Below are 26523 nucleotides of genomic sequence, written 5' to 3'. Positions count from 1 at the left end.
TGTATTTTGCTTTTGCTTTCAAACTAATACCATTTTCATTAATTAAGTATCTATTTTAGACGGAGGAAAAATCATTAAATACAAGGCATTTATTTATATAACTAGTTGTTCTAATTATTAAATAAATAACGCTGTAGTTAGTGGTTTTAGCCCGTATAAATGTTCACTTAATTTGTGAGATTGGTATAAAACTTAAGAATAGTTTAGTTCGAAGCCTAGTTAATTCAAGTGCAAAGAAGAGGCACGGAGCTGACGCTAGTCAGTGAGTACTTCTGATGTAGCAATTGTATTAACTAGCAAAGAAATAAGCTATTCGGCTAGCCCATACGGTAATTAGGCGCTTCTTTGGTAATGGTTACGTCATGTACGTGAGATTCGCCCATACCTGCCGAGGTAATTTTCATAAACTCAGGTTTAGTACGCATTTCTTCAATATTTGCTGAGCCCGTTAAGCCCATTGAAGAACGAATGCCGCCCATTTGTTGATGAATAATTGCCGCTACAGGACCTTTATAAGCAACACGACCTTCAATACCTTCCGGTACTAATTTGTCAGCTTCGCCATCAGTTTTTTGGAAATAACGATCACTTGAGCCATCTTTTTGTGCCATAGCACCTAAAGAACCCATACCACGATATGACTTGTAATAACGCCCTTGGTAAAGTTCAACTTCACCAGGTGATTCTTCAGTACCTGCTAACATGCTGCCAACCATTACACAATGAGCGCCAGCAACTAACGCTTTAGCTATATCACCTGAGAAACGGATACCGCCATCAGCAATAACAGGAATACCTGTACCTTGAAGAGCTTCAACAGCATTTGAAATAGCAGTTAATTGCGGTACGCCTACACCAGTAACAATACGCGTAGTACAGATTGAACCAGGGCCAATTCCTACTTTTACGGCATCTACACCAACATCTGCTAACGCTCTTGCGCCTGCACCTGTTGCGACGTTACCAGCAATAATTTGTAATTCAGGATATTTTTGACGCGTTTCACTTACACGGTCAATAACACCTTGTGAATGGCCATGTGAAGTGTCAATTAATAAGACGTCAACGCCTGCTTCAACAAGCGCGTCAATACGCTCGTCTGTACCAGCACCGACGCCAACAGCAGCACCAACACGTAAGCGACCTAATTCATCTTTACATGCGTTAGGTTTGTCTTCTGCTTTTTGATAATCTTTTGCGGTAATAAGACCCACTAATTTAAAAGCGTCATCAACCACTAAAATTTTCTCAATGCGGTTATCATGCATTAGCTCAAGAATTTCTTCTCGTGCTGCGCCTTCTTTTACCGTGATAAGATCTTCTTTTAACGTCATTAATGATGAAACAGGCTTAGTTAAATCCGTTTCAAAACGTAAATCACGACCAGTGATAATTCCAACTAAATTGTTAGTTTTATCAACAACAGGGAAACCTGAAAAACCTAACTCATCAGCTTTGCGCATTACTTGTTCTATAGTAAAGTCAGTGCTCACGGTTACAGGGTGTGAAACTATACCACTTTCATATTTCTTCACTTTAGAAACATGTTGAGCTTGTTCGGCAATAGTCATATTTTTATGAATAAAACCCATACCGCCTTCTTGCGCTAGCGTGATCGCTAAACGAGACTCGGTAACTGTGTCCATAGACGCAGAAATCATAGGTATATTTAAATTGATTTTACGGGTTAATTTAGTTTTTAAATCAGCCGTATGTGGTAATACTGTTGAATGAGCGGGTACAAGTAACACGTCATCAAAAGTTAAAGCTTCTTGGGCAATTCTTAGCATCGCAACATCTCTCTAAAAAGGTTGGTTAGGGAGTGAATATTGCGGCAGAATTTTAACCGTTTTGTTGTTTTAGGTAAACAGTTATTTATCAATTTTCGATAAAAACAGTTAAATATATAGTGAAAATAATTTTAATCATCAAAATCAATTGAAAGATCACTTTAATCCATAAATAATGGTCGCCTTCCTTGCCGCAATTATTTAAAAAATTCCGATTATGAGCCAACAGCACATTTTACAAATTAGCGAGTTAACCAAAAAAGTTCGCTTTATTTTAGAAAGCGAGCTGAATACAGTTTGGCTTACTGGTGAAGTATCAAATTTTATTGCTGCTAGCTCTGGGCATTGGTATTTATCATTAAAAGATGCCAAGTCTCAAGTTAAATGTGCCATGTTTAAAACCAGTAATAGACGCGTACGTTTAAGCACTGGTGCGACACCAAGCAATGGACAACAAGTATTGGTGCGCGCCAAAGTATCGCTGTATGAACCTCGTGGAGATTTTCAATTAATTATTGAGCACATGGAAGATGCTGGCACTGGCTTATTGGGTCAACAGTATGAGCAGTTAAAAAACAAGCTCAATGGACAAGGTGTTTTTGATTTAGCTCACAAAAAAGCATTACCTGCGCATATTAGCTGCGTTGGTATTGTTACCTCACCAACGGGCGCAGCTGTTAAAGATATTTTAACTGTACTTAAACGCCGTAATCCCAATATCAAAGCGATTATCTACCCTGCCTTAGTTCAAGGGGAATATGCGCAAGGCGATATTTGTCATGCCATAGAAAGTGCAAATATTCGTAATGAGTGTGATGTATTGATTGTTGGTCGCGGTGGTGGCTCGTTAGAAGATTTGTGGCCATTTAATGAAGAAAGCGTGGTATATGCTATTTATAACAGTGCATTACCTGTAATTAGTGCGGTAGGTCATGAAATAGATACTACGTTAAGTGATTATGTAGCTGATTTACGTGCGCCTACTCCCTCGGCTGCTGCTGAGTTAGTTTCAAGCGACAGCAGTGAGCAACTTCATCACTTACTCATACTAAAACAGCATTTAATTAAAGCTATACAGAATAATTTAGTGAGCTTAAACAAAGAAAATAATTATCTACAGCATAGATTATCGCAGGTTCATCCTGAGCAACAATTACAGTTGCAACAACAAAAGGCAGATGAATTAACGTTACGCTTAAAACACGTAATGAAGCGTAATATTACTCAATTACAAAATAAACCCATACAACTTAACCAGCGTTTGTTAAATCAATCACCCGCCAAAGTTATTCAATTTCAACAGCAGCAGATCAAGCAAAGTAAACAACGTATCACTCAAGCAATGCAGAACACTTTACAACACAACCGAGATGATTTTGTGCACTTAATTGAACAACTACAATTGGTGAGCCCATTAGCTACTATTGCTAGGGGTTATAGTGTGACTCGAAATGATAAAAACGAAGTGATCACTAAAGTTGAGCAATTAGTAAATGATGAAGAAATTAGCATACAACTCAGTAATGGTCATATTAACGCTAGAGTAATATAAACTGAAATTAAAACATGATGTTCGGCAGCTTATTTTTATCCTGACACCTACTTATTTCACTCTTTGAATTCAAATAATAATTCACTGATTATTTTAAAATGGCATCAACAATGACGATTATTTATCACTTTCAATATTAATTCTTTCGATAAGTTGCACACTAAATCATAACTATACAGCTTCATCCTTTTATGTATAATGCCCCGCCTACACGCTCTTAAGCGTTTATAACTCTTAATAGAGTGAACATTCTTTCCGGAAAATCATGCAAAATAAACACACTACTCAAGCCATATTACTATTAATTTTGGCAAATTTATTAGCGTCTCTTTCTGATGTAGCACTTAAGGTATTAAATGGTGAAGTACCTACTTTTCAATATGTATTTCTTCGTCAATTAATCAGTGTGTTTTTTATTCTGCCATTCTGGTTACAACTTCCAAAAGAAAGATACAAAGAAGGTAGCTGCATGATCACCTTTTGGCGTGCACAACTTATTGTTGGTGGCAGTGCATGTACTTTAATAGCCATTACACACTTAACACTAGCAACCGCTAATGCAATATTTTATGTAGCCCCTTTAATGATGTTACCACTGTCAATTCTCTTGCTCAAAGAAGCACCGCCTTTAAGTAAATACATTGCAACAGCCATTGGCTTTATCGGAGTGTTGGTTGTATTACGACCTGAACAATTTCATTGGGCAGCCATTGTGGCACTAGGTAGCGCATTAACCATGGCGTTTGGCAATATATTAATTCGTCGCTTACCCGCGGAACAAAAATTAGTGTCTACGCTTTTTTGGACGACTATCATGACATTGCCATTAGCATTGTTTTTAGCTATTTTACAATGGCAAACTATATCTTGGACGCACGTTTTATGGATTGTGGCTATCAACATCTTTGTATTGGGTTATCACGCTTTAGCTGTTATGGCGTATAAAAAAGACGCCGCAAGTAATATTGCGTTAGCAGAGTACTCAGGTTTAGCTATTGTAGTCTTATTCGGCATTATGTGGTTTGATGAAATGCCAGATCTACTCACCGCAATAGGTATTTTATTAATAGTTATTCCAATGATGCCTTTACCTTGGAAAAAATGGTTACGTGGACTTAAGCAAAGCCCCCCTTCATAAATCAGCGCGGAATATACCTAACAACGTTACCTTAACGCAACTCACACAAAGTGGGGGTTCCTATCAGCTTAGGGGTAACTTCAGTGATTGATGGTGATGATGTTGACGCTATTTTTAAACGCGTTGATAACGCGCTATATAAAGCAAAATCAATCGGTAAAAATGTGGTTGTATTAGACTAACAAGTATTTGTAACAGGCGAGCTATTGAGCCTTTTTCTAATAATTATTTACTCTCTATGATAGAGCCTTATAAAGTAGTTCAACCACCTGCTCTTTACTTACGCTATTAAATTTAACACCAAAAGATAAGCCGTCTACCTGCTGCTTTATATTACAAACGGTGGCATTAAGCGTAATAGTTTTTTCGCCGTCACTGCCCTCAACCGCTATTTCGACAATTTTATCTTCGGCGAGAACTAGTTTTTCACCATTAACAATATCTAATTGTCCACCATCAACTGATAAATTAGTCATAGTAGTTTGCCAATACACTTCATCAATTTTTACTTTCGCCACTATTTGGGTTTCAATACGCAAAGACGTCCGTAATTTTTGTAAGGTTACCGTATTAGGAATATCTAAGACCATAATACGGGAAGGTATTTGTAAGGTTTGTTTGACTGTACTAATAAAAGCTACTGCGGCACCTTCACGCCCTTCGATCAAACCGCGTACGGTAATAACAGTACCTTGACCAATATATTGGGAAAAATTGCCTAACTTGGATGATTCTGGAAACTCAATTAATACATACTTTTTCGGTAAGTAGCCAATATAGAAGGTATTAAACTTTCTTTTTTGCCCGGCTGGGGTAGAAATATCAATAACAATTGGCGCGCCAGCTTTTAAATAAGTTAGATTTCGTGCGGTTGGTTTTGTTGGATCAGTTAAGATTGCTTGCTCAGCCATATAATATTCAGCTATCCATTTAGACTTGATGACAAAAGGAATTAAAGTGGAAAGAACTTTATTACCTTAGTAAAAACACCCGTAAATTGCAACTTGCCAGAGACCAAGGGTAAGTATGCAGCAAGTTGTACTATACCCGTTAATACGCATGTTGTGCCATTAAGTGGTAACGGGTATAAATACTAATCTTTTTTATAGCCTTGTGTCGCTCGAGCTAATTTCTTTTGCTCGGTGTAGTTTAACTTTTTCTTACCTGCAAACGGGTTAATAGTGTCTTTAAACTGGATACGAATAGGTGTACCCATCATTTTTAATGATTTACGGTAATAATTCATTAAATAACGCTTGTAAGACACTGGTAATTTTTTAGCAGAGTTACCGTGAATAATAATGATTGGTGGATTATAACCACCCGCATGTGCATATTTTAGTTTAATGCGTCGCCCTTGATGTAATGGTGGCTGATGATCAAACACAGCCATATCAAGGATTTTAGTTACCATAGCCGTTGAGATGCGTTTTGTTGCTGAAACAAAAGCTTCCTCAACAGACTCATATAAATGTCCGACACCAGTACCATGCAAAGCAGAAATAAAGTGAATGCGAGCAAAGTCGATAAAACCTAAACGTCTGTCTAATTCAGTTTTAATACGATCTTTTTCATGATCCTCTAAACCATCCCACTTATTTACAGCTAAAACTAATGAGCGCCCTGCTTCAAGAATAAAGCCTAATAAGCTTAAATCTTGATCGCTAATACCTTCTTGTGCATCAATAATTAACAAACAAACGTTCGCATCTTCAATGGCACGTAATGTTTTAATCACTGAATACTTTTCAACAACATCAGTTACATTTTTACGACGACGAATACCCGCAGTATCAATTAAGGTATATTCACGACCATTGCGCTCCATCGGAATGTATACACTGTCACGGGTTGTACCCGGCATATCATATACTACAACACGCTCTTCACCTAAAATACGGTTAGTTAGCGTTGACTTACCCACATTAGGGCGACCAATAATAGCTAACTTTATTCTGTCGTTTTCTTGTGGTTCTTCTGCAAGTTTTTTAGCTAACTGCTCTTCGGTTAATTCTGTTTCGAATTCTTCAAAATATTCCTCACCATCTTCATTGATTAGTTTAGGTTTGCCCAACTCTTCAATGTGTGGGGTTAAGGCAAGAGTAAGTAATTGAGTAACACCACGCCCATGAGCTGCAGCAATTTGATGAACTTCTCCACCCAAGCCTAGAGAATAAAATTCAGCCACAGCTGAGTCACCATGAATACCATCAATTTTATTGGCAACTAAGAATACTTTTTTATCTTGTTTACGAAGGTATTCCGCAATGCCGTGATCCGCAGACGTTAAACCATCACGCGCATCAACTAAAAACAACACAGCATCGGCTTCTTCTATCGCCATCAGCGACTGTTCGGCCATTAACACATCAATACCTTGTTCATCACCATTAATACCACCGGTATCAATAACTATGAAAGGGTGTTCTTCTACTTCGGCTTGACCATATTGACGGTCACGAGTTAAACCTGGGTAATCAGCAACAAGTGCATCTCGACTACGGGTTAAACGATTAAATAAAGTTGATTTACCGACATTAGGACGGCCAACAAGAGCAACAACAGGAAGCATGAGCACCTCAAATGAAAAACCTTACAAGCGAGTAATGTAGGATTTTCAAATAAATAAAACTAAATTAAAACTAAATATCAAAACTAAAAATAACATATTCAACCTACTAGGCTGAACTATTAATAAAACTAAAAGTGATATTACTAAAAACAAGCAACGGCTCCTTATGCCATTTACATAGGAGCCGTTGTAAACTAATTCTACTAAGCTATTCCATACAGTGTAGCTTATTCCTCAGCAGTATTGGTTTCGGTAACCTTTTGAGGAACATCTTTTGGTGTGATAATAACTTCTAAGTCACCATCACGGGTTTGACTATAAATAAGACCATCAACAACCGTTGGCGTAGTGTATATACCACTACCATCAATTTCATAACGAGTAACAATTTCACCCGTATCTTGATCTAGCCAATGTAAATAACCTTCAAAGTCACCAACCACTACATATCTACCTACCACTGCAGGGCCAGTAACTCCGCGATTGGTCAATTCGATATTACTCCAACGTTCAATTCCATTATTACGATCAAGGGAATAAACATGTCCACGGGTAGTTGTAATATAAATATCATTACGGAACACAGCTATTTGTCTATAAGATGAATATTGACGTTTCCATAAAATTCGGCCCGAACTCAACTCTATTGCAACAAGGTTACCACGAGCTGAAATAACATAAACTTTGTCGCCAAACACAACTGGCGCAGAATCAACATCAACGACACGTTGTAATTCAGTTGAACCAGTTGCCTCGCCCACTTCAGTTGCCCAACCCGTTTGGCCGGTAGATAAAATATAAACGTTTACGTCGCCTTTAGCAGAGCCAACTATAACACCACCAGAAGCAATAGTAGGTGCACTTATACCACGTAAAGTTAACGCTGGTACGTCTTGCTCTATTTCCCATAAATCGTCACCGGTATTGGCATCAAAGGCTTTAAGTAAACCAGAAGATGAGTTAACCACTAAAATACCGGAGTCAATTGAAGGTTGCGCTATTACTTCACCTTTAATTTTAGCTTGCCAAATCATGGCGCCAGTCTCTGCATCTAGTGCATAAACATCACCATTTTCAGTACCGATAAAAATTTTATTCATACCGGCAATAGGGCCACCAGAAACTAAAGCTGAAACTCTAGCTTGCCAAAAACTACGTTCATCGTTAATGTCACTTAAATCGACTTTCCATATAGTGTCACCCGTGTCTTTTTCCAGGGCCATAACATAACCCATACGGCTAGCACTGTAGACTTTATCGTACGCAATAATAGGTTTTATTCGCGAAAAGTAGTCTTGAACACCCTCGCCAATATCTCGATCCCAAAGCACTTCAACTTCAAATGCATTCTCTAACTCTGTTAACTCTGCAACTTTAGTGCTTTCATCTTCATCACTTGAAGAACAGGCAAACAAGGTTGAAGACAATAACAAGATAGCAAGTACCTTTGTACGACTAAAACCAGTAAATAATTTCTTATCAAAAAAATGCATATCGTGCCTTATTAACAAAAATAACCATTCAACAACTAAGTAACTTGAAATTAAGTAGCTTGAAATTAAGTAACTTGAAACTAAGTAATCTGAGCTCGGTTAAGTAAATTGCTTGTAGCCGGCTCAATGACTTTTATTACTCAGTAACTGGTAATGTCGATATTTGTGCTAAGTCATCTAATTTAATTTGTAAAGCAGGGCTTGTCGCAAGACCATCAGCAGCGATTGCTGCTTGATATGCGTTACGGGCAAGATCGGTTTTACCTTGCAGCAAATAAGCATCACCTTTAATTTCTTCAATTGCCGCAGTAAACGACTCAGGTAAATTACTATTTAATGTTGCAAGCGCTTCGCTGTATTGCTCAAGCTGTACCTGTACACGTGCTAAACGTAAACTGGCAATGGCTTTAATACCATCGGTAGGCGCAGTATTAATTGCAGTAGTTAATTGCTTTTGCACTGCTACCCAGTCTTTATGCGAAGCAGATTTTTTTGCCAGTGCTAATGCCGTTAATGAGGCGTAGCTGCTATCTGGATTTTCACTGATAAATTTTTCGCCTTGAGTGACAAACGCATCTGAATCATCGGCACTTTCATCAATAATACTTTGATAGTTGTCTGACAACATAAGCTGCTGTTCAAACTTATTATCTTGATAAACATTAAAGCCAATAAAACCACCGAAACCTAATACAAGACCGGCAATAATAGTATTACCATTACGTTGCCAATATCCTTTAATCGCTTCTACTTGTTGTTCTTCTGTTTGATAAATTTCCACAATGTCACCTTGGCTTAAAGCCCTTAAATTAATTCAGATAATAAACGAGATATTTGGCTAAATTCTACGCTTTCTTGTTCTTTTTGTCCGCGTAAGTATTTCACCATCACTTTCTCTTGAGTAATTTCATCATCCCCCAAGATTAACGCAATTTGTGCACCTGATTTATCGGCACGTTTTAATTGTTTTTTCATGTTTCCACCACCGCAGTGGCATTGTAATCTTAACTCTGGTACTTGATCACGCCATTGCTCAGCTAACTTATTAGCCGCAATTTGCGCATCATCACCTAATATCACCACATAAGCATCAACTTGTGGACGAATATTTTTAATTTTGTCTAGTTCAGTCAACATTAAAACTAAACGCTCGATACCTAAAGCAAAACCAAAAGCAGGTGTTGCTTTGCCGCCTAATTGCTCAACTAAGCCATCGTAACGCCCACCAGCACAGATAGTACCTTGTGCGCCTAATGTTGTTGTTACCCATTCAAATACAGTGCGGTTGTAATAATCTAAGCCGCGTACTAAACGTTCATTAAGTACGTATTTAATACCCGCAGCGTCTAAACGTGCACATAAGGTATCAAAATGCGCTTGCGTTTCTTCACCAAAATGATCAGATAACTTAGGTGCATTCGCTAACGCTTCTTGTACTTGAGGGTTTTTACTATCTAACACGCGTAACGGATTAGTATGCATACGACGTTTTGAATCATCGTCAAGTTGCTCTTCATGTTCAACCAAATAAGCGATTAATGCTTCACGGTATTGCGCACGTTCATCGTTTGATCCTAATGAGTTCAACTCTAGTGTGACAAACTCATTGATGCCAAGTTCCCGCCATAAGCGAGAAGTCAGTAAAATAATTTCTGCGTCTATGTCAGGTGTTGCAATACCAAAGGCTTCTAAGCCAAATTGATGAAATTGGCGGTAGCGACCTTTTTGTGGTCTTTCATGGCGAAACATTGGTCCCATATACCAAAGGCGTTGCTCTTGGTTATATAATAAGCCATGTTGAATTCCTGCACGTACACAGCTTGCTGTGCCTTCAGGGCGAAGAGTTAAGCTATCGCCATTGAGGTCATCAAAGGTATACATTTCTTTTTCAACAATATCGGTTACCTCACCAATACCGCGTTTAAAGAGTGCTGTTGACTCAACTACTGGCATGCGAATTTCAGCAAAACCGTAGTTACTGGCTACACGGCGTAATACCGTTTCAACCATTTGCCAAATATTTGTGTCACCGGGAAGGCAATCGTTCATGCCACGAATTGCTTGTAGAGCCTGTTGTTTAGCCACTGAGGGGTCTCTCTTTCTTTATTACTTTGATAAATCTGTTGATGCCATCTAGACAATTCATCAAACTTATTTTGTGTTAAATTTGCGCAGCGCGCAGTATACCTAATAACAAGACCTAATAAAAGAATGCTGAAACCATGGTGCTGAGTTGTTATGGTTTCAGGTTTTATTATAAAGAGGAGCTTAATGTTTCTCTTCGAGGTATTGCGTTGGAGTTGATTAATCGATAGGTTTGAAGTTTATTTTATTCTTCTCATCACTACGTTCATTCATTGCATGCGCTTTAGCACGAATACGTTGTTCTAATTGGTCTACGAGGTTGTTATTATCAAAACGTTCTTTTTGACGAATACCATCTAAATAAAAACCACTTTTTTTGCTACTACCCGTTAAGCCAAGATCTGACACCATAGCTTCACCTGGGCCATTTACAATACAGCCTATGATAGAGACATCCATCGGCGTCATAATATCTTCAATACGTTGCTCTAAAGCATTTACCGTTGCTACCACATCAAACTCTTGTCGCGAACAGCTAGGACAAGCAATTAAGTTAATACCGCGACTACGTAATTTAAGCGATTTTAAAATATCAAAACCAACTTTAATCTCTTCAATGGGATCTGCAGCTAATGAGATACGTAATGTGTCACCAATGCCTTGTGCTAATAACAAACCTAAACCTACAGACGACTTTACTGATCCTGAGCGTAAACCGCCTGCTTCAGTAATACCTAAATGCAATGGGTTATCAATTTGCTTAGCTAATAATTTATAAGATTCAACCGCTAAAAACACGTCCGATGCCTTAACACTTACTTTAAACTGATTAAAGTTAAGTCGGTCAAGAATATCTACATGACGCATGGCAGATTCAAGTAATGCTTCTGGCGTTGGTTCTTTGTATTTTTCTTGAATGTCCTTTTCTAATGAGCCGCCATTAACACCAATGCGAATAGGAATATTATAATCACGGGCACACTCTACTACGCTACGCACTCTGTCTTCACGGCCAATGTTACCTGGATTAATGCGCAAACAATCAGCACCATATTCAGCTACTTTTAAAGCGATACGATAATCAAAATGAATATCAGTAACTAAAGGTACGTTTACTTGTTTTTTAATTTCACGAAAAGCTTCTGCAGCATCCATTGTTGGAACACTTACACGAACAATATCAGCACCCACGGCTTCTAGCGCTTTAATTTGCGCAACGGTTGCAGCAACATCAGTTGTTAAGGTGTTAGTCATTGATTGCACAGTAATTGGTGCATCACCACCAACGGGTACGTTACCCACCATTATTTGACGGGAAACTCTGCGGATAATTGGAGATTCTTTAAACATAATTATTCTTTATATTTGTAGTGGTATTTAAATATATATTTTATTTGTTTTGATATTAACGAATAAATTAAATTTTCATTCACGGTAAATAAATTTAGTAAGCTTGTTAGCAAATTTGAGCGCTAACACAAACAACAGAGCCTAAGCCAATGGTTTTAACTATTCGTCTAACGGTAAAGTAAATTTAGCGATATTGCCAATATTAAAGCTCGACATATCTACCGCGTGATCATTAAAAACAATACTGGTTAATTCCGGTTTACCCACAGTAATACGCAGTGGTGCAACACCTTGAACAGTCATTACATAGCCTGTTTTTTTAACGCCCCAAGCAATACGTTCGCCAGTTGCGTCGAAAATATTAACCCAGCAATCACCGCTAAAAGTAAAAACGGCGGTACTTAATACCGCTGTTTGAGCTTCAATAGAATCATCAGTTTTAGTGGCTAGCTCTGCTGTATTAGCTGAGTTGTCTAGTACTGCTGCACTATCAACTTGCTCTAATACAGTGTCTATGTTTTCATCAGTATTTTCATCATTGTCAATAATGAGTTCACTATGCTCTTCAGTAAGTATTTCGTCATCTTCACTAAGATCAGTTGACTGTACATCAACCACATCACTTTGCTGAGTATCTTCTTCAACATTAACAACTACAGTACTATCTTGTTCGGTTAAATCATCTTCTGTTTGCTGGCTGTTTTCTTGTTGCCACCATAAAATAGTTAAACCAATAAGCACAGCCACAATTAAATAGCTTAACCACATAACTCTACTGTGCTCAGCTTGTTTACTGGTTTGCTTAGAAAAACTAAGCATTTCACTACGTTGAATAGTTGCCGCATCAAGTGCGTCATAACTTGCTAACACATCTTCTACATCTACATTTACTACTTTGGCATAATTAGCGAGGTAACCACGAATAAAAGTAACCGGTATTGAGGGATCAAAATTATTGCTCTCAAGATCTTTAACCAAGCTTAGAGTAAAATTTAATTTAGCAGCAATATGCTCTTGTGAAAGTGACTGTGCTTTACGAGCATCAAGTAACATTGCGCCTGGGCTTACCATTTCCATATCTTCAGATAATTCAGTGATTAACGCTTCATCATTTTGTTGATTGCTCGTTTTTTCACTTTTTTTTGTACTCTCTTTTTTAGAGCTGTTTACTTCGTTATTCATTAATAGTGTTCACTGTTGTAGGATCAACCACGTAAAGCTTATCGCCGGTACGTATTTTATTACTTTGAGAAATGTTATTCCATTTGAGTAACGTATCTAGTTTTACATTATATTTAACGGAAATATTATAAAGATTTTCACCTGACTCAACAGTGTGTTTTGCCGTTTCTGTTTCTGTAGTGACTTTATCACTGCTAACGTTAATTTGATTTTCAAAAATTGCTTTATCCAATGCGGCTTGTGCTGCCATTTCTTGCTCTGCTTTTAGTACGGCTAAGTCTTCAGCTGTTAAGGTATCTGTGCCTGCTGGCTCAGCAATGATCTTTGCAGGAATAGCGTCGGGTAAAGCAACATCACGTGTTGCAGGTACTGGCTGAGTTGAATTAGACCCTGTATTAGTTTCTTCAGATACTTCTACAATCTCAGATACGCCAACAGTTTCAGATTTAGTAAACATATCTACTGGCTCTTCTTTCACTATTTGCTGTTCGGGTGCTACAGGTATTTCGTTCTCAGCATCAGGATTTGCTGTTGTTGATATTGCAGCACCAGCGGCTGTTGCAGAAATAACTGCGGCGCCAGTACCCATAGATGCTTGTTTAGTTGTCTGCGCTGCAGTAGATACAACAGCGTTTGTAGCTGTTGCCGTTTGTGCTAGTGCAGTTGCAGGCTGAGTATTCACTTTTCGCGTACTGGTTCTAACACTTGTGGTATAAGGTGTATCATCTGATTTAGCAGGAGACAGCTTAACCACACGTTTATCACTAACCGAAGATAAACTTGTATCCTTATGCTTATTCGTTAGCTGATATTTTTTCGCTAGTTCATCTGCGGAAATAACCGCTAGTTCGTTAAGTAGGTACTGTTTTGCTTCCCAAGACTCCGGGTACATTTTCACTAACATACTAGCGTAGTTATTAGCAGTACGGCGTTGGCCTAACTTCCAATAAAGTTTATACGCTAATGATAACGAATCTGGAGTAAAACGCTGAGTGTTACGTTCGAATCTTAAAAGATAACCCTTAGCCTCTGTATAGTTACCCATAGCATATTGTAAACGCACCATTTGTAGTAAAAGTGCGGTTCTATTAGGGTCATGATAAATAGCTTTATTTAAATATAATTCGGCTTTGACAAAGTTATCGTTTTGCAAATAGCAAGACGATAAGTTTTCGTAACTTTGTGAAACCATTAAATAGGTTGGCACGGCAATCGCTTTTAAAAACTGAACTTCTGCTTCGGCTATTTGCCCTTGACGACATAAGAATACCCCATAGTTATTTAAGGTATCTGCGCTGTCGGCATCAAGTACCAAGGCTTGCTCAAACGACTCTTTAGCTAAGGTTGCTTCACCTACCGTTTCATAATAATGCGCAAAGGCGGTATATACTTGTACTAATTTTGGAGAAAACTGTTTGGCTTTTTCAAGGTTTAACTTAGCCTGAGGCATATCACCCATTTTTAAATAACCTAACCCCAAAGAAATGCGAGTAGCTGCCATTTCGTCACGGTTAGCTTGGCTTTTTATAATCGGCTCATTGTTTTCAAAACTTTGAGTTACGCAGCCACTTAAAACTGATATTGAAACCAAGCTTAACAGGGTTGGGGTAAAATATTTAGCAATAGCTTTATTCATGATATGCAATGCCTTAATCGCCTCTTATTATAATTTTTATGCTAAAAAACAGTGTACTAGTAACTACACTACCTTAACAGAGATAGTGTCAGCTTTAACCTGATCTTTCAATGAACTTATTTCTGCGTTCTTTGTAGCATTAAAGCCACTACGTTTAGTACGGTCTAATACATCACCCGCAAGTTGACCACAAGCGGCATCAATATCACCACCACGAGTTCTACGCGTAATAACCGTTAATCCATAACTTTGTAAGACCTTATCAAAGCGATCAATACGTGAGTTACTTGACCGTGTATAAGGAGAACCGGGATAAGGATTAAAAGGAATTAAGTTAATTTTACTTGGTAAGCCTTTTAGCGCGTGTGCTAATTCATGCGCTTGGTCGGTGCTGTCATTCACATGATCAAGCATAACGTATTCAATAGTTGCTTGTTTATTGGCTTTTGACCCTTCAATATAACGACCCGCAGCAGCAATAAAATCTTCCAATGGATATTTTTTATTAATAGGTACTAATTCATCACGTAATTTATTGTTAGGTGCATGAATTGAAATAGCTAATGCACAATCTATTTTCTCTTTAAGCATATCTAGTGCAGGCACAACACCTGAAGTACTCACAGTTACTCTACGTTTTGATAAGCCATAACCTAAATCATTTAGCATAGTATCTAATGCTGGAATTAAGTTTTTCATATTAAGTAACGGCTCACCCATGCCCATCATTACAATGTTGGTGATTGGTCGAGTGCCAGCAATACGTGTAGCACCAATATCATTTGCAACACGCCAAACCTGGCCAATAATTTCAGCCATGGATAAATTGCGGTTAAAACCTTGTTGTGCAGTAGCACAGAAAGTACATTCTAGTGCGCAGCCTACTTGTGAAGATACACATAATGTTGCGCGATCATTTTCAGGAATCCAAACAGTTTCTACTTCTTGGCCGCCTTCAAGTCTTAACGCGTATTTGATGGTGCCATCTTCTGACACTTGTTTTTCTGAAATTTCTGGTGCGCTAATCACACAGTTACGTTGTAATTTTTCACGTAATTTCTTATTAACGTTGGTCATTTGTTCAAAGTCACTGTAACCAAAGTGATAAATCCACTTCATGATTTGATCAGCCCTAAAAGGCTTTTCACCAATAGACTCTAAGTATTCACGCATACCTTTGTGATCAAAATTAAGTAGGTTTACTTTTGTGCTTACATTACTCATACAACAAACTCTCAATAACTCAATGTAACTACTTATTTGTCGCCAATACCTGAGTTTCTCCCAGGAAGGCCTGAGCTCTAAATATGCGTTTTAAGTAGCTTAAAAAAACAAGGCGCGCATTGTACACTTTTCAAGCAACAATCGCAATTTACTCTGTTATTTTCCCAGAATTATTATTCCATTAAAAATAACAAAAGGATTTTACTTAATCAGTAAAATCCTTTGAAATATTCATTTCATTTAATACTATGCTAGCTTGTTAACTTTTAATATTTATCAACAACTTATTGTGAATAATAAGTTTTAAGCTCACATGATATAAAAGTACTAGCGTGTACGTGGGCAAATTTCGTCATCTGAAAAGAAATAAGCTATTTCACGTGATGCAGAAGCAATAGAGTCTGAGCCATGAGCACAGTTTTCTCTCATTGACCCCGCAAGATCAGCACGAATTGTACCTGCTAATGCTTCTTCAGGATTGGTTGCACCCATAATTTCACGATTTCTAGCAATCGCATTTTCGCCTTCTAACACTTGAACCATGATCGGACCAGAAGTCATAAACTCAACTAACGGCGCATAGAAAGGACGTTCTTTATGCTCAGCGTAAAAGCCTTCTGCTTGCTCTTGACTTAAGTGAAGCATTTTCGATGCAACGATCTTTAAACCCGCTGTTTCAAACCGATTGTAGATTTGTCCAATAACATTTTTAGCAACAGCGTCAGGTTTTATGATAGAAAAAGTGCGTTCGATTGTCATGTTAAGCCCTTGTATATGGAAATAAAAAAATGAAAATTTAAATGCGCATTCTAGCGATTTTAAAAACAACTAGATATTTGCTCGCATTATAGAGGAAATCACTACAAATAACTAATGGTATCCCTACTATCAATAGCATTAATTAGTGAGCGAATTCGCTGGTTATATTACTATTAGTCAGACTATTAACCGTTTTTATACACTAACTCTACGGTATTGACGGTAAATAGGTTTCCAGAAATTTGCCTCAATAGTGGCATGTAACTCTTCATCACTCATTGGCAGTGCTAAGTTTTGTTTAAAAGCAACCTGCGCAATAGCAAAAGCAATATCTTTACTTAGTTGGGCAATGGCCGTTAATGGTGGTAATAATTCATTAGAATGATTATTGGCTAATGGTGAAGCCGCGGCTAAAGTTTCACTCGCCACTTGTAACATTTCGTCAGTAACTCGGCTAATTTTGCCTGCAACTACCGCTAAACCGATACCAGGAAAGATATAACTATTATTACATTGTGCTATTGGAAATATTTTACCGTCATACTCAACAGGAGGAAACGGGCTACCCGTTGCAATAATAACTTGCCCTTTTGTCCAATTAATAACTTGGCTAGGGGTTGCTTCAACTTGACGAGACGGATTACTCAGCGGAAAAATAATAGGTAATGTACAATGTAATTTCATTGCGTTAATAACTTGCTCTGTAAACAAACCCGCCTGTCCCGATACGCCGATAAGAATATCAGGTTTAGCGCCATGCATTACATCAAGCAATGAAGCATATAGTTCACCATGTTCATTTTCGCTGCTGTTATCAAGTTTCCACGTTGAAACCGCGACTGTACTTTGCACTAGTTTTTGCTGAAAGTTACGTAAATCTCTCATGCCTTCAGTTAATAAACCAAATCTATCAACCATAAATACTTGACTACGTGCCTGCTCATCAGACAAACCTTCGCTAACCATTTGGCTAATAATTTGTTCTGCAATGCCACAACCTGCAGAGCCTGCGCCAACAAAAGCAACACGTTGCTCTGATAATTTAGCGCCTTTACTGCGACAAGCGGCGAGTAAGGTGCCAACAGTTACTGCCGCTGTGCCTTGAATATCATCATTAAAGCAACAGATCCTATCTTTATAACGTTGTAATAGCGGCATGGCATTTGGTTGAGCAAAATCTTCAAACTGTAGTAAAACACTCGGCCAACGACGCTTAACCGCGCTAATAAATAACTCTAAAAACTCGTCATAAGAGTCTTGGTCAATACGCTTGTGGCGAGCTCCCATGTACATAGGATCATCAAGTAATTTTTGATTATTAGTTCCTACGTCAAGCATTACAGGTAAAGTATACGCTGGGCTAATACCGCCGCAAGCGGTATACAGTGACAACTTACCAATAGGAATCCCCATACCACCAATACCTTGGTCACCCAAACCTAAAATACGTTCACCATCGGTAACAACAATAACTTTTACTTTATTCTTAGTCGCATTTCTTAAAATATCATCAATATTAAATCGGTCTTCATAAGAGATAAACAAACCGCGAGAGCTACGATAAATATCAGAAAATTGCTCACAAGCATCACCCACCGTAGGGGTATAGATAATAGGCAACATTTCAGCAAGATTGTTTTGTACTAAATTAAAAAACAAAGTTTCGTTATTATCATGAATAGCACGTAAATAAATATGCTTGTTAATATCAGTATCAAAACTGTGATACTGACGATATGCTCGTTCAGTTTGCTCTTCGATAGTTTCAAAGCGTGGAGGCAATAGCCCCATTAAATTGAAACTACCACGTTCTTCTTGACTGAAGGCACTACCTTTATTGAGCAAAGGAGTTTCTAATAACGATGGACCTGCGTAGGGGATATAAAGTGGACGCTGAGATAAAGGCATTTTATTAGTTACTTATATGTTTGATAAATTAAGAAAAAAGTTAAAATCATGTCGCAAAGTAATGAGTTAACTGTATAACTTGGTATTTAATAGTGTGAAATGATTAACAGCGAGCTATTGAAAATAAAGTAAAACTACAAAAGCTTAAAATAGCTTTCTGCAGTAATATTACTTAACCTGAATTCGGGATAATGAACATGTATAACCCAATAATACCAATTGGTTACCGTTACACTTCTACAATAGTTTTAATTATTGTCCTTCAAAGCGAGAAAACGAAACCAATAACTGGTTATTGGGAGTTTTCACAACGCAGCTAATATAAGTGAGTACGCTTAATTAGAGCTGTTGTAGCATTTTGCTTATCGAATTCAGGTTACTTATCTATAAAGTTTCATTTAGCTCATAACCAAACGTTACTAATCGGCTTCAGCTATCCAAGCTAATTGAATGGCTTCAAGTACTCGCTCGCCGCAATGTTTTGGATCATCGTCAAAACGTTCTAAATCAAGCACCCATTGTCGTAAATCGGTGAAATGTATTTTTAATGGATCGACATCTTCATGTTCTTCCATTAAATCCAAAGCAATTTCGAGTGAATCTGTCCAACGTAACCCTTGTGCCATAATAGTGTCCTTAATCGGTTAGTTATTAGAAATAAAGTAATTTTGATTAACGTGTTTAAAATAATAATCCAAAGAAAAAGAAATCAATAATTAACATAAAAATAAGCCAAATGAATATCAGCCGAGCTTTTCGACAAAAAGAGCAATTAGTCTGCCACCAATTTTTGGTGCTATGTTGTTTTAGATTATTCATATTGTTATCTTTATATCAACTACTTAGCGATATATAGTCTAGACATATTTAACTATAAATAAATGTTAATTTTATAGCTTTCGTTAGTTATACATCATCAAATAGCAGAACTATCTTTACTCTACGCCATCATAAAAAAATATTATACCCATTTAATTAATTAAGTGACTTAATTTAATTACTTTATCGCCTTGAGTGACGAATAACTAAGACTATTATTGATATACGTTACTAAGATATTGATATAATAAACTTACTCATTTCATTACCTCTAACTCAGGTTATTTATTAAGTAAGGCCCATTAAATGAATACGATTAAATTTTCTCAATTAGAAACAGAACAACTTGTCACTAAAATACAACACTATTTTGCAATCGAGCTTAATCAAGATCTTGGCCAGTTTGATGCAGAATTTTTATTAGATTTTTTTGCAAAAGAAGTAGGTGCTTATTTTTATAATCGCGGCTTGTTTGATGCACAAACGGTTATCTCGGGTAAACTAGAAAATGTTAGTGAGATGATTCAAGAAGGCATCAGTGAAATAGAGAAACCCGTTAGCTAATTTAGCTAATTTAGCTAATATTAAGACTATAAAAAAGGCCAACTGCAAAAGCAGTCGGCCTAAAGGGGAGTGGATTTTATAACAAATCTATAAAGTATTTTTCTCAGTCCTTAAGAAAGACAACTAGATGAATTGATATGGGTTGGGAGCCCCCCTAAACAGTGCAGAGTAGTTTATTACTCTTTATTCGGGACGTTTATTTTTTTGTTGGTTCGTTTTAATTTTTCTTTAATAAATCTATTGTTCTGATAGTTATTAATTTTGTAGTTAGTCATTAGAACTACTTAACCTAAGCTCAGGTTACTTAGTAACGTTGCTTGCTAAGTAAGTAGCAAAATTAACTAACTCTTGCTCAGTTATTGCGGCATCAGTATTAGCATCTATTTCGTTAAAGGCTTTCATCAACCAATTGTTTTTTCCTGCAATTACCTCTTGCTGACTTAATTTGCCATTTTGATCAGAGTCTAACGAAGTAAAAGTAAACCTATCGCTTGTTTCTTCAACTTGTTGTATCTCTTCAGTCAACTCAACGTTAGTATTATTCGTTGTAATATTAGTAACTACTTCTGTAGTTTCTTCCATGTTATATGGTGCAAGTACTTCATCTGCATTAACAAAGAAGGAGACTAAACAGACCGCAGCTACAAAAAGACTGATTTGCGTTAAACTAATGTTATTCATGGTACTTCTCTATTTATTTCTTAATATCAAAACGTTTAATTAATGGTTTAGCTAAAAGTACTTCTACGATACGAAGTGATCTTAACGCTAAATTACTGCTTAACTTACTTTGTCATTCTTAACGCCGTTAATAGTTAAACTTACTTATATAATTTTCACTACCTCGTGATTGACTATTGATTAGCACCCTTCATGCCAATTAAGTTAATGCATTGATTATTAAGTAATTAAATTGTATTTATGGTTAATTACCTTTTAATAAACCGACAAAGGTGTTGCTAAAAAACAACACTTTAATTTATTTCTTTATAACAAAGATCAACAACACTTAACAAAAACAAATAACACCTTATTTAACATGAGGTTAGTAATATAATGAAGCACAAGTGCAACTGTCTCAAAATAAAGACACCCTTGTTTTCCTGTTACTTTTATCATACAAAGGATACCCAAATTCAATTACCGATACAGAGCTCACCTTTTATTAATGACTACTCATTACCTATCCAAAAAAAGTAAAGTGATACTGCGTCACTTTTCCAATACTTTTTTTATTTTTAGTCAATCGCTACTCAATAAATTTTCAATTAACAAGTTAACCTTAATTGGCTTTATTTTTGTTGCCATGCCTTTGGTTATGGCATTACTTTTTAGTGCCAATAAGGTCAGTCAATTAGCCAAGCAAAGTACTAGCGCTATATATAATGTGGCGCAATTAACCCAATTAAACAGTAAACTAGATGAGACCATTGCTAAACTTGAGCGTTCTGCGAGTCAATTTGTGGTATTAAAAGATTTTGAATTACTTATTTCTTTTAGTCATCAGCAAAAAATGTTGCAAGAAATCATTCAAGAAACGTTAATTCAGCAACAAGATGAGTTATTAAAAGAACAATTAACGTCATTAAAAATAGAAAGTGAGAGTTTACGTGGGTTAATGGTTAGCACAGGTGTGGATGATTTATCTTTAACGCAACTACAAAATGAATTTAAAGCATTACACCTTATTAATGAACAACTCACTAAGCGCACTAACTTTGTCGTCAATCAACAAGTGTTTTCTATCCATCATACCACTGAAGATATTAGTAATAATATTTTAGCTCGCTTGTATATTATTCCTATATCCATACTCATTGCTGGCATTTTTATTATACTAATCACCAAGCCATTAAAACGCCTTACCGATAAAATCAAGTTATTAGAACAAGGTAATTTTGAGCAAGAAATTACCTTGCATGGCCCCGCCGAAGTGATAGAAATAGCTGAAGCATTAGAGAATATGCGACAGCGACTGCATACTCTTGAATTACAAAAATCGAGTTTTATTCGTCATATATCCCATGAGTTAAAAACGCCACTTGCCGCGATAAGAGAAGGTACAGAACTTATTTACGATAACAGCGTAGGACCCCTTAATGACGATCAACAAGAGATCTGTAATATTATTCGCGCCAGCGTCAGCAGATTACAGCGATTAATTGAAGACTTGCTTGATTTCAACATAGTCTTAGACTCAACTAGCCTACATCATTTAGAAAAAATCAGTTTATCGGCATTAATTAATGATGCCTGTACCGTTAGACAATTAGATATTAAATCAAAAGATTTAATCGTAAAGTGTAATAACAGTCCTTATTATATTTACAGTAATAGCAGACAATTGAGTGTTATTTTAGATAATATATTGTCGAATGCGATAAAATATTCGCCAATTAACGGTACTATCAGTATTACCTATAACAGTGGCAAAACAGGGGTCACCATTAACATAATTGACCAAGGTCCAGGCATTGCCCCTGAATTAAGTGAGAAGGTTTTTGATGCTTTTTATCAAAGTACGCCACCTGAAAACAGTCAAATAAAAGGCAGTGGTTTAGGACTAACAATAGTTAAAGAGTTATTACTACGTTTAAATGGTAATATCAAAATAATACCAGCGAAAAAACTGAGTGCCGCTAATGAAAACGGCACCTGTGTCACTATTACGCTACCCATTAATACGCCAACAATAAATCAACAACTGGTGCAAAGTAAATAATGAAAAACTCTCCATTTAGCGCGAAATTCGCCGTACTTAATAATCTTAAACGATATTCACTTCTCGTTTTTTTAGTTACCTTAACCAGTTTATTAAGTGCTTGCCAATTAACGCCGCCTGAAAAAATTGAAGTCATAGAGAAAAAACCTGAAGTCATCAATTACAGTCAGTATTATTTGTGGTTAAAATCATTAACCAACGCGCAAGTATTGGCTGAGGAATCTACACAAAAAGAAAACTTGAAAGAACATCCTACTGAAAAGGTTACACTCCAAGGTAAATTAGTACTAATTTATTGTTTACCCAAAACACCATTACATCATCCATATAAAGCCAAGCGTTTATTAAATGAATTACTCCTAGTGAGTAACACCATGACTAAAGATAATTTAGCCTTCACTATGCTGTTACGCGACCAATTAAATACCCAGCTTCATTTATTACAAAAACAAGAGCAACTAGAAAAAGAATTTACTCGTGTAACCGAGAAAAACAAAGCAACTATTGAGTTACAAAAAGAGCAACTGAACTTAGTGAATCAACAATTAATGCTGCTTAAACAAATTGACCAAAATATTAATAAACGTGGCTAAGCCATAAATAAGAGAAAGTTATGAGCTTAAATTCACAAAGCACTATCGAAAAATACGCCAAAATACTTATCGTTGATGACGATCCTAGCTTATTACGTTTACTCGGTATTCGATTATCTGCCGCAGGTTATCAAGTTGAATCGGCCGCCAATGCCAAAATAGCCTTAGGAATATTACAAAACTTTATACCGCAAGTTGTGATCAGCGACTTACGCATGGAAGGCATGGACGGCATGGCTTTATTCGAGCAAATTAGAATACAGCATCCTAATATTCCCGTGGTAATAATGACAGCTCACGGCACAATACCTGACGCCATTAACGCCACTAAACAAGGCGTATTTAGCTTTTTAACCAAACCATTTGAAAGCCAAGAATTATTAGACACTGTTGAACAAGCAATACGTTTACAACCTACTAGCGGAGAAAAAGTAAGCGAAACTGAATTATGGCGCAACAATATAATTAGCCGTAGCACAATCATGACATCATTATTGCAACAAGCTAAACAAGTGGCGAATAGTGACTTTAGTATTCTTATTCACAGTCAAAGTGGCACAGGTAAAGAGTTACTTGCAAAGGCAATTCATCAAGCAAGTAATCGAAAAGATAAAGTATTCACCGCAATTAACTGTGCGGCTATTCCTGAGCAACTGTTAGAGTCTGAATTATTTGGCCATGTGAAAGGCGCATTTACTGGCGCTGAGCGAAACCATCAAGGTTTATTTCAAGCAACCGATGGCGGGACATTATTTTTAGATGAAATTGGCGATATGCCACTGAGCTTTCAAGTTAAATTATTACGTGTACTTCAAGAAAGAGAAGTACGTCCTGTTGGTAGCACACAAGCGATTAAAGTTGATGTACGTATTATTTCAGCAACACATGTTAACTTAACCAAAGCGATTAAAGCCAACACCTTCAGAGAAGATTTATATTACCGACTTAACGTCGTTGAATTAGAATTACCCACGCTAATACAGCGACGTGAAGATATTCCATTACTCGTACAATACTTTTTAAACCAGGCGGTTGCGCGCTCTAACATGCCAATAAAAAGTATTAACCAAGAAGCTATGGAATTGTTAATTAGTGCCCCATGGCCAGGCAACATTCGACAATTACAAAATGTGGTTGAACAAAGTGTAGCCCTCTCAAGTGAAAATGTGATTAGCGCTAGTGTGATTAAAAATGCATTGCGTGATGACTCAACCCAGTTTCCGTCTTTCCAACAAGCACGTGAACATTTTGAGCGAGATTACTTATCAAAACTTCTTAAAATTACCGCCGGAAATGTTTCGCAAGCTGCCCGCATTGCACAACGTAACCGTACTGAATTTTATAAGTTATTAAACAGACATCATTTAGTGGCTGAGTCTTATCGCGAAGAATAGCTTAGCTAAACTTAATTTATACAATTAAATTTAGCTAACAAACCTGACACTGAGTAGTAAGCTACGGGCTAATAATTACATTAATCCTTATCTGCCATTATCTTCCAATACTACTTTTGACAACAAATTAGTGATGTATTAGCATCTTATAAGTAAGTTATTTTAATTCAATCAAAAGGAAAAAATCATGTATAAGCACATTTTATTTGCCGTAGAACTGAATGAAAATAAGCGCTATATCGAAGAAAAAGTAGCTAAATTACAACAATTAACCCAAGCAAAAGTTAGCGTACTTCACGTGGTAGAAAAAATACCTAACGCCTATTACGGCACAGGCATGAATATTGCTCCGGAGTTAGAGCCAATTAACACCCTCGGCATTGAAAAAATCCAGCAAGATCGAGCTAAAGAGTTACTACAACCTTTAGCTGATAGACTTATGCTCAATGCGGAAAACTTACACATTGCTTTAGGATACAATATTAGCGAGGAAATTTTATCTTTTGCGGAAAATTCAAATGTCGATTTAATTATAACCGGTAGTCATGGTGTACATGGCTTGAAACTGTTATTAGGCTCGACTGCTAACTCTATTTTACATGGGGCAAAATGTGATGTTTTAGCGGTTCGTTACAAAGAATAAAACACGATGAAAATAAAAAGTGAAAACATGCTTAATTTACAATAAGTAATACACAGGCGATTCACAAAAGGCGTTTAAAAGTTTATGCCTCTGAAACAATAGCGATTCACCTCTACGGTACTTACTTTTCTACGGTACTTACTTTAATATTCACCCCTGCCTCAGTTAGCTCTTTATAGAAACCTTCTTCATAACATGAACTTACTTGTCGACAGACAATCACATATTTAAGTACGGCAGCTTTATCACTTTGTAATGCTGCTTGCTTAAACCAGTATAGAGCTTGGTTAAAATCTTTATCTACATATTGACCATTAAGGTACATTTGCCCCAAATTCATTTGCCCTTGAGCAAAGCCTAATTCGGCTGAGCGACTAAATAATTTAAAAGCCTCTTGTAAGTTATCTTCCAAATAATTAACTTTTAACAAGCTTAATCCCTGAAGGTTTTCTCGTTTACCCGCAACATACACATGGGTTTTATTAAGATTTTCCGGCTCAGGATCATTAATATAATTACCATAAAGCATATTTTTATCTGGCCGCTTTACCATATAAATAGCTGCAGATTGGTGCATTGCTTTTAGCTCACTAAGGCTTAAATCATAACGCTTAGTTTCAAAGTATTCGGTAAACCGTAATTGCCCTAATCGAATACTATCTATAAGTGTTTGCTGACGCAGATAAAACATATTACCGTAAAGTAGCGTGACAATATCACCAGTAATATCAACTACTTTTGCAATTCTATATTTCTGTTTAGGTCTTAACGTATCACTGAGCTGGCGAAAATCTAAAAAATATATATCATCAATTTTAGGATGAGAAATATAGTTTACCGTGTCTTTGTTTTCTTGGCCTGATTGCGTTGATTTGCTGTAAATAAAAACGCATAACAGTACCAACATTATTACTTGAAGCACGTTAGCTACACTGGAATTTTTAGTTATAAATCGAATGATTGTAGAAGTAAATTTTTGTTTGACTAAGCGCTCACCGTGAACTTTTTTAGTTGTAGGTTTTGCCGTTAAGTGTGTTTCTATCCCTTTTTGTAACTCAACCATGGTTGAATTCCTTTTCGATAATTTATATACAATGAA

The 26523-nt window shown here is 36.8% G+C and carries 23 protein-coding genes; 8 read left to right on the top strand and 15 right to left on the bottom strand.

Annotation, left to right across the window (positions count from 1 at the left end; genetic code table 11):
• Window positions 1-317: 317 nt before the first annotated feature.
• Window positions 318-1790: an IMP dehydrogenase gene (gene guaB / locus CWS31_RS02375; RefSeq protein WP_101343497.1), complete on the bottom strand. Its 1473-nt coding sequence runs from the start codon at window positions 1788-1790 to the stop codon at window positions 318-320.
• 217 nt (window positions 1791-2007) lie between these two features.
• Between guaB and xseA the strand changes: the two genes are divergently transcribed.
• The 3 genes from xseA (at window position 2008) to CWS31_RS02360 (ending at window position 4662) form a co-directional block, all read left to right on the top strand.
• Window positions 2008-3342, top strand: a complete 1335-nt coding sequence (gene xseA / locus CWS31_RS02370; protein ID WP_101343496.1) for an exodeoxyribonuclease VII large subunit — start codon at window positions 2008-2010, stop codon at window positions 3340-3342.
• A gap of 265 nt (window positions 3343-3607) precedes the next feature.
• Window positions 3608-4480, top strand: coding sequence for a DMT family transporter (locus CWS31_RS02365; protein ID WP_101343495.1), 873 nt, complete (start codon window positions 3608-3610; stop codon window positions 4478-4480).
• A gap of 50 nt (window positions 4481-4530) precedes the next feature.
• On the top strand, window positions 4531-4662 hold the full coding sequence (locus tag CWS31_RS02360) for a diguanylate cyclase (RefSeq protein ID WP_148747673.1): 132 nt from the start codon (window positions 4531-4533) through the stop codon (window positions 4660-4662).
• A gap of 54 nt (window positions 4663-4716) precedes the next feature.
• Here CWS31_RS02360 and CWS31_RS02355 read toward each other — a convergent pair whose 3' ends face one another.
• The 12 genes from CWS31_RS02355 to iscX form a co-directional block, all read right to left on the bottom strand.
• Window positions 4717-5391, bottom strand: coding sequence for a PilZ domain-containing protein (locus tag CWS31_RS02355; RefSeq protein WP_101343494.1), 675 nt, complete (start codon window positions 5389-5391; stop codon window positions 4717-4719).
• Between the two features lie 182 nt (window positions 5392-5573).
• Entirely contained in the window at window positions 5574-7052 is a 1479-nt protein-coding gene (gene der / locus CWS31_RS02350) for a ribosome biogenesis GTPase Der (RefSeq protein ID WP_101343493.1), read from the bottom strand.
• A gap of 227 nt (window positions 7053-7279) precedes the next feature.
• Window positions 7280-8545 carry an outer membrane protein assembly factor BamB gene (gene bamB, locus CWS31_RS02345; protein ID WP_101343492.1) on the bottom strand — a complete coding sequence of 422 codons (1266 nt, stop codon included), beginning with the start codon at window positions 8543-8545 and terminating at the stop codon, window positions 7280-7282.
• A gap of 136 nt (window positions 8546-8681) precedes the next feature.
• A complete protein-coding gene (locus CWS31_RS02340; protein ID WP_101343491.1) occupies window positions 8682-9326 on the bottom strand; it encodes a YfgM family protein in 645 nt (214 codons plus the stop codon).
• A 23-nt stretch (window positions 9327-9349) separates the two neighbouring features.
• Window positions 9350-10630, bottom strand: a complete 1281-nt coding sequence (hisS, locus tag CWS31_RS02335) for a histidine--tRNA ligase (protein ID WP_101343490.1) — start codon at window positions 10628-10630, stop codon at window positions 9350-9352.
• 219 nt (window positions 10631-10849) lie between these two features.
• Complete coding sequence (gene ispG / locus CWS31_RS02330) at window positions 10850-11980, bottom strand: flavodoxin-dependent (E)-4-hydroxy-3-methylbut-2-enyl-diphosphate synthase (RefSeq protein WP_101343489.1); 1131 nt, start codon at window positions 11978-11980, stop codon at window positions 10850-10852.
• 159 nt (window positions 11981-12139) lie between these two features.
• Complete coding sequence (locus tag CWS31_RS02325) at window positions 12140-13162, bottom strand: RodZ domain-containing protein (RefSeq protein ID WP_101343488.1); 1023 nt, start codon at window positions 13160-13162, stop codon at window positions 12140-12142.
• Window positions 13155-14798: a type IV pilus biogenesis/stability protein PilW gene (gene pilW / locus CWS31_RS02320; protein ID WP_101343487.1), complete on the bottom strand. Its 1644-nt coding sequence runs from the start codon at window positions 14796-14798 to the stop codon at window positions 13155-13157. Before pilW ends, CWS31_RS02325 begins: the two co-directional genes overlap by 8 nt.
• A gap of 63 nt (window positions 14799-14861) precedes the next feature.
• Entirely contained in the window at window positions 14862-16022 is a 1161-nt protein-coding gene (gene rlmN / locus CWS31_RS02315) for a dual-specificity RNA methyltransferase RlmN (protein ID WP_101343486.1), read from the bottom strand.
• A gap of 327 nt (window positions 16023-16349) precedes the next feature.
• Window positions 16350-16781, bottom strand: coding sequence for a nucleoside-diphosphate kinase (ndk, locus tag CWS31_RS02310; RefSeq protein ID WP_101343485.1), 432 nt, complete (start codon window positions 16779-16781; stop codon window positions 16350-16352).
• Window positions 16782-16976: 195 nt separating this feature from the next.
• Window positions 16977-18689, bottom strand: a complete 1713-nt coding sequence (locus CWS31_RS02305; protein WP_101343484.1) for an NAD-dependent malic enzyme — start codon at window positions 18687-18689, stop codon at window positions 16977-16979.
• Window positions 18690-19108: 419 nt separating this feature from the next.
• Window positions 19109-19315 carry a Fe-S cluster assembly protein IscX gene (gene iscX, locus CWS31_RS02300; protein ID WP_101343483.1) on the bottom strand — a complete coding sequence of 69 codons (207 nt, stop codon included), beginning with the start codon at window positions 19313-19315 and terminating at the stop codon, window positions 19109-19111.
• 499 nt (window positions 19316-19814) lie between these two features.
• Here iscX and CWS31_RS02295 point away from each other — a divergent pair, with 499 nt between their 5' ends.
• On the top strand, window positions 19815-20072 hold the full coding sequence (locus tag CWS31_RS02295; RefSeq protein ID WP_101343482.1) for a DUF2164 domain-containing protein: 258 nt from the start codon (window positions 19815-19817) through the stop codon (window positions 20070-20072).
• A 300-nt stretch (window positions 20073-20372) separates the two neighbouring features.
• Here the strand turns inward: CWS31_RS02295 and CWS31_RS02290 are convergent, their stop codons facing one another.
• Entirely contained in the window at window positions 20373-20753 is a 381-nt protein-coding gene (locus tag CWS31_RS02290; protein ID WP_101343481.1) for an EF-hand domain-containing protein, read from the bottom strand.
• A 487-nt stretch (window positions 20754-21240) separates the two neighbouring features.
• Here CWS31_RS02290 and CWS31_RS02285 point away from each other — a divergent pair, with 487 nt between their 5' ends.
• The 4 genes from CWS31_RS02285 to CWS31_RS02270 all read left to right on the top strand — a co-directional run bounded on the left by CWS31_RS02285 (window position 21241) and on the right by CWS31_RS02270 (window position 25424).
• Window positions 21241-22794, top strand: a complete 1554-nt coding sequence (locus CWS31_RS02285; protein WP_101343480.1) for a HAMP domain-containing sensor histidine kinase — start codon at window positions 21241-21243, stop codon at window positions 22792-22794.
• Window positions 22794-23387, top strand: a complete 594-nt coding sequence (locus CWS31_RS02280; RefSeq protein ID WP_101343479.1) for a hypothetical protein — start codon at window positions 22794-22796, stop codon at window positions 23385-23387. Before CWS31_RS02285 ends, CWS31_RS02280 begins: the two co-directional genes overlap by 1 nt.
• A 20-nt stretch (window positions 23388-23407) precedes the next feature.
• Window positions 23408-24781, top strand: a complete 1374-nt coding sequence (locus tag CWS31_RS02275; RefSeq protein WP_101343478.1) for a sigma 54-interacting transcriptional regulator — start codon at window positions 23408-23410, stop codon at window positions 24779-24781.
• Window positions 24782-24968: 187 nt separating this feature from the next.
• Complete coding sequence (locus tag CWS31_RS02270; protein ID WP_101343477.1) at window positions 24969-25424, top strand: universal stress protein; 456 nt, start codon at window positions 24969-24971, stop codon at window positions 25422-25424.
• A 121-nt stretch (window positions 25425-25545) separates the two neighbouring features.
• On the opposite strand, the gene CWS31_RS02265 is transcribed toward CWS31_RS02270, so the two are convergent.
• On the bottom strand, window positions 25546-26487 hold the full coding sequence (locus CWS31_RS02265; RefSeq protein ID WP_101343476.1) for a tetratricopeptide repeat protein: 942 nt from the start codon (window positions 26485-26487) through the stop codon (window positions 25546-25548).
• Window positions 26488-26523: the final 36 nt, after the last annotated feature.

It is taken from the genome of Colwellia echini (assembly GCF_002843355.2).
GTDB lineage: Bacteria > Pseudomonadota > Gammaproteobacteria > Enterobacterales > Alteromonadaceae > Colwellia > Colwellia echini.
Note: the sequence above shows the minus strand (reverse complement) of the source record. Positions and strands in the feature narration are given on the sequence as shown.

Excerpts from the sequence above, each read along its gene's own strand:
- guaB (WP_101343497.1), bottom strand. The coding sequence starts at position 1,790 with ATGCTAAGAATTGCCCAAGAAGCTTTAACTTTTGATGACGTGTTACTT.
- xseA (WP_101343496.1), top strand. The coding sequence starts at position 2,008 with ATGAGCCAACAGCACATTTTACAAATTAGCGAGTTAACCAAAAAAGTT.
- CWS31_RS02365 (WP_101343495.1), top strand. The coding sequence starts at position 3,608 with ATGCAAAATAAACACACTACTCAAGCCATATTACTATTAATTTTGGCA.
- CWS31_RS02355 (WP_101343494.1), bottom strand. The coding sequence starts at position 5,391 with ATGGCTGAGCAAGCAATCTTAACTGATCCAACAAAACCAACCGCACGA.
- der (WP_101343493.1), bottom strand. The coding sequence starts at position 7,052 with ATGCTTCCTGTTGTTGCTCTTGTTGGCCGTCCTAATGTCGGTAAATCA.
- bamB (WP_101343492.1), bottom strand. The coding sequence starts at position 8,545 with ATGCATTTTTTTGATAAGAAATTATTTACTGGTTTTAGTCGTACAAAG.
- ispG (WP_101343489.1), bottom strand. The coding sequence starts at position 11,980 with ATGTTTAAAGAATCTCCAATTATCCGCAGAGTTTCCCGTCAAATAATG.
- CWS31_RS02325 (WP_101343488.1), bottom strand. The coding sequence starts at position 13,162 with ATGAATAACGAAGTAAACAGCTCTAAAAAAGAGAGTACAAAAAAAAGT.
- pilW (WP_101343487.1), bottom strand. The coding sequence starts at position 14,798 with ATGAATAAAGCTATTGCTAAATATTTTACCCCAACCCTGTTAAGCTTG.
- rlmN (WP_101343486.1), bottom strand. The coding sequence starts at position 16,022 with ATGAGTAATGTAAGCACAAAAGTAAACCTACTTAATTTTGATCACAAA.
- ndk (WP_101343485.1), bottom strand. The coding sequence starts at position 16,781 with ATGACAATCGAACGCACTTTTTCTATCATAAAACCTGACGCTGTTGCT.
- CWS31_RS02305 (WP_101343484.1), bottom strand. The coding sequence starts at position 18,689 with ATGCCTTTATCTCAGCGTCCACTTTATATCCCCTACGCAGGTCCATCG.
- iscX (WP_101343483.1), bottom strand. The coding sequence starts at position 19,315 with ATGGCACAAGGGTTACGTTGGACAGATTCACTCGAAATTGCTTTGGAT.
- CWS31_RS02295 (WP_101343482.1), top strand. The coding sequence starts at position 19,815 with ATGAATACGATTAAATTTTCTCAATTAGAAACAGAACAACTTGTCACT.
- CWS31_RS02290 (WP_101343481.1), bottom strand. The coding sequence starts at position 20,753 with ATGAATAACATTAGTTTAACGCAAATCAGTCTTTTTGTAGCTGCGGTC.
- CWS31_RS02285 (WP_101343480.1), top strand. The coding sequence starts at position 21,241 with ATGACTACTCATTACCTATCCAAAAAAAGTAAAGTGATACTGCGTCAC.
- CWS31_RS02280 (WP_101343479.1), top strand. The coding sequence starts at position 22,794 with ATGAAAAACTCTCCATTTAGCGCGAAATTCGCCGTACTTAATAATCTT.
- CWS31_RS02275 (WP_101343478.1), top strand. The coding sequence starts at position 23,408 with ATGAGCTTAAATTCACAAAGCACTATCGAAAAATACGCCAAAATACTT.
- CWS31_RS02270 (WP_101343477.1), top strand. The coding sequence starts at position 24,969 with ATGTATAAGCACATTTTATTTGCCGTAGAACTGAATGAAAATAAGCGC.
- CWS31_RS02265 (WP_101343476.1), bottom strand. The coding sequence starts at position 26,487 with ATGGTTGAGTTACAAAAAGGGATAGAAACACACTTAACGGCAAAACCT.